This is a genomic window from Phenylobacterium sp. (assembly GCF_036495085.1).
In the GTDB taxonomy this organism is placed as follows: Bacteria; Pseudomonadota; Alphaproteobacteria; order Caulobacterales; family Caulobacteraceae; genus Phenylobacterium.
This window is the reverse complement of the sequence record NZ_DASXNL010000188.1, coordinates 1-4,011: the sequence shown is the minus strand read 5'-3', so window position 1 is coordinate 4,011 and position 4,011 is coordinate 1. Positions and strand designations below refer to the sequence as shown.

Here is a 4,011-nt window from a genome sequence, read left to right as displayed (position 1 = left end):
GCAGACCCCCGCGAACTGCCGGAACCGCCCCTCCTGCTCGCAGCTCGGGGCCGATTTGTAGCGGAAGCCGCGATGGATCATCGCCTCGAATCTACAGGCGTCACCGTGCTGTTCAACCCCGGAGAAGCGGCCGCCGGCCGCAATCGCTTACCTCCCCGCCCTGCAGAACGGGGCTTCTCGCGAGGGGACTCGATGAAGGCGCCCTATTCGGCCGCTGGGCTGAGCGCCTGGAGTTCGGCGGCCTTGGCTTCGACCAGTTCGACGATGTGGTCGACCATGGCCTCATTGTCCATCTTGTGGTCCGGACGTCCCGCCACATAGACCATGCCTGCGCCCTTGCCGCCGCCGGTGAAGCCCAGGTCGGTCATCAGCGCCTCGCCCGGGCCGTTCACAACACAACCGATGATCGACAGGCTGAGCGGGGTGGAGATATGGGCCAGGCGGGCCTCGAGGGCCTCGACGGTCTGGATCACATTGAAACCCTGCCGGGCGCAGGACGGGCAAGCGATGATGTTGACGCCGCGGTGGCGCAGGCCCAGCGACTTCAGCATGTCGAAGCCGACCTTGATCTCTTCGACGGGATCGGCGGCAAGCGAGACGCGGATCGTGTCGCCGATGCCGGCCCAAAGCAGGCTGCCCATGCCGATCGACGATTTCACCGTGCCGGTGCGCAGAGCGCCGGCCTCGGTGATCCCCAGGTGCAGGGGGCAGTCGATCGCTTCGGAGAGCAGTTGGTAGGCGGCGACCGTCATGAAGATGTCGGACGCCTTCACGCTTATCTTGAACTCCTGGAAGTCGTGGTCCTGCAGGATGCGAGCGTGGCGTAGCGCGCTCTCGACCATCGCATCGGGGCAAGGTTCGCCGTATTTCTCCAGGAGATCGCGCTCCAGGGAGCCGGCGTTGACGCCGATGCGCATGGAGCAGCCGTGGTCGCGGGCGGCCTGGATCACCTCACGGACGCGGTCGGGCGAACCGATGTTGCCCGGATTGATCCGCAGGCAGGCCGCGCCGGCCTCAGCAGCCTCGACGCCGCGCTTATAGTGAAAGTGGATGTCCGCCACGAGCGGGACCTTGGCCGCCTTGGCGATGGTCCTGAACGCGGCGGTGGAATCCTCGTCCGGGCAGGAGACGCGAACGATGTCGGCCCCCGCCTCCTCCAGCTGGCGGATCTGCTCGATGGTCGCCGCGGCGTCAGCAGTCAGCGTATTGGTCATCGACTGGACGGTGATCGGAGCATCGCCGCCGACCTCCACGGAACCCACGCGGATCTTGCGGCTCGGACGCCGCTGGATCGCCCGCCAGGGGCGGACGGATGTATGGTCCTGGACGTGGTCTTTGGCGCTCATGGCGTCCGGAAAATAGGCTGTCGGAACGCGGAACCCAAGCCGGCATCTGCGCGCAGCGACGCGAGGCTCATTCTGCGAGCATGCTTAAGGAGACCTGGGCGGCCGGAAGCACGCCCTTTGACTGGTTGGCGACGAACACCTGGAAGCTGTCGGGCTCGGAGACCGTGGCGGTGAGGCCGCCAAGCTTCGGCACGCGGTAGGCCTCGCCGGCGGCGAACTGCCGGGCGAAGTAGATCGAGCCGTCCTGGCCGCGTACGATCAGCGAGGCCGACTTCAGGGCCTGCAGGATGACGGACGCAGGCTGTTCGGGGGGAGCGCCGTAGATCTTGCCGTTGGCGACGAAAACCGGGGGCAGGGTCTTCGGATCGACCGCGGCCTCGCCGTCGGACTTCACCGCGGATTTTGGCGCAGCCGCGGCGGAGCCGTTGGCGGCGTCCGGATCGGGCATCCCGGGGGTTTGGTATAGCGGCGGAGTGGTGGATTCCACCGGCGCGGGCAGCGGGGCGCCGAGGGTCACCGGACCTGGCTTCTGCGATTCCATCGCCAGTGCGGTCGACCTGGCCGAGGCGAAGGGCGGCGGAGGGGCGTTTGCGTTCATCGCCCGCTGAGCGACGTTCCAAAGGATTATCGCGGCAAGGATGATCACCACCATCGCGATGATCGCAGCGGCTCTTGGGTCCCGGGGCTCGGTCACGCCGATGGGCGCGCGCAATGGCTCGTCGAGCACCGGCTCGTCGGATTTGAATCGCTCGACGGCGGCGTCCGCATCGAGGCCGAGCGCATCGGCGTAGGCGCGGATATATCCGATGGTGAAGGGGCGCGAGGGCAAGCGCTCCAGCCGCATGGCCTCCAGGTCGGCGAGGTATGCGCGCCGGATGCGCGTGGTCTCGGCGACGTCGTCGAGGCTGCGGCCGTGGAACTCGCGGACGGCCTTGAGCGCCTGGCCGATATCGCCGCCGGACTGCAGGGTGGGGGCGTAGCTGTCGTTGGCCAAGGACGAAGCCCCTAGATCTCAACGTAGATTTTGCGGGCCAGGGTTTCGATTTCGTTGCGGACCGACCCGGCCCCGCTCTTCAACAACGCCGAAACCCCTCGGCGCGCTGCCTCCCGGTCGCATGACAGCACCATCTGCTTGACCGGGCCGACGCCGGCCGGCGGCATGGAGAGACGCTCAAAACCCAGGGCCACGAGGGCGAAGGCCTCCAGCGGACGCCCGGCCATCTCACCGCAGACGCTGACTGGGGTGCCCGTCTCAGCGCAGGTGCGCTGGATCTGTTCAAGTGCGCGCAGCGCCGGCGGCGACAGCGGATCGTACCTGTCGGCGACTCGCGGGTTCCCGCGGTCGGCGGCGAACATGTACTGCATGAGGTCGTTGGTGCCGACGCTTACGAAGTCGGTCATCGGCAGGAGCGCGTCCAGATGCCAGACCAGGGACGGCGCTTCGATCATCGCCCCGACGTCCAGGCGTGACGGCGCCTTGCGACCCCGGCGCTCGGCCCAAGCCAGCTCGACATCGACCATCGCGCGGGCGGCGCGGAATTCGTCGACGTTGGCGACCAGGGGGAACATGACCCGTAGCGGCCGGCCACGCGAGGCGGCGATCAGGGCGCGGAGCTGCAGGCGAAGCAGCGCCGGGCGGTCGAGGCCCATCCGGATCGCCCGCCAGCCGAGCGCCGGGTTGTCTTCCCGCTCGACCTGCAAGTAGGGCAGCACCTTGTCGCCGCCGAGGTCGAGGGTGCGGAAGGTGACCGGAAGATCTCCGGCCGCGTCCATCACCCGGCCGTAGAGCGCGGTCTGGGCATTGAAGCGCGGCATCTCCTCGGCGACCATGAACTGGAACTCGGTCCGGAAGAGGCCGATGCCCTCAGCCCCGGTGTCCGCCAGGATATCGAGGTCGACATCGAGGCCGGCGTTCATCAGCAGGGTGATCTTGGCGCCGTCCCTGGTGAAGGCGGGGGTGTCGCGCAGCTTGGCGAATTCGGCGCGCCGTTGGGCGCGAACGTCGATGCGGGCCTGTATGGCCTTCACCACATCGCTGCGCGGCCGCAGGTAGGCCTCGCCGGCCTCGGCGTCGACGATCACCGCATCGCCTTCCGACACCCGGTCGCGCAGGCCCGCGAGGCGTCCGACACAAGGGATGTCGAGCGCACGGGCGACGATCGCGGCGTGGCTGGCGGCCGAGCCCTCTTCCATGAGGAGCCCGCGCAGCTTCTTGCGATCGTATTCCAGCAGGTCGGCGGGCCCCAGGTTGCGCGCGATCAGGATCGCGTTTTCCGGCAGCTCGCGGGCCACGTGCCCGTCGCCGGCGAGGTGGCGCAACAACCGGTCGTTCAGGTCCTCCAGGTCGTGCAGGCGTTCGCGCAGGTAGGGATCGCGAGCCTGGCCGAGCCGGGCGCGGTGCTCGGAGCGCACTCGCTCGACCGCAGCCTCGGCGGTGAGGCCGTTGCGCACGGCGTCTTCCAGGCTGCGGTTCCAGCTCTGGGAGTGGGCGAACATCCGATAGGTTTCGAGCACCTCGAAGGAGGCGTCGACCAGGCCGGCGTTGCCCTCCAGCATCTGATCGATCTGGGCCTGCAGGCTGCCGACGGCGGCATTCAACCGGGCCTCTTCGGCCACCACGTCGTCGGACAGGAGCTGGGAAGGCGCGACCGGGGGCTCGTGCAGG

General features: G+C 68.4%; 3 protein-coding genes. All 3 read right to left on the bottom strand.

Annotation, left to right across the window (positions count from 1 at the left end):
- Positions 1-203 precede the first annotated feature (203 nt).
- Positions 204-1,346: a flavodoxin-dependent (E)-4-hydroxy-3-methylbut-2-enyl-diphosphate synthase gene (gene ispG, locus VGI62_RS21330; RefSeq protein WP_331506596.1), complete on the bottom strand. Its 1,143-nt coding sequence runs from the start codon at positions 1,344-1,346 to the stop codon at positions 204-206.
- Positions 1,347-1,413: 67 nt separating this feature from the next.
- Complete coding sequence (locus VGI62_RS21325; RefSeq protein ID WP_331506595.1) at positions 1,414-2,340, bottom strand: helix-turn-helix domain-containing protein; 927 nt, start codon at positions 2,338-2,340, stop codon at positions 1,414-1,416.
- Positions 2,341-2,351: 11 nt separating this feature from the next.
- Positions 2,352-4,011 (bottom strand): phosphoenolpyruvate--protein phosphotransferase (gene ptsP, locus VGI62_RS21320; protein WP_331506593.1); only part of this gene is annotated, 1,660 nt, incomplete at its 5' end.

What these genes read in the sequence shown, in the direction of transcription:
- ispG (WP_331506596.1), bottom strand. Translation starts at nt 1,346, where the DNA reads ATGAGCGCCAAAGACCACGTCCAGGACCATACATCCGTCCGCCCCTGG.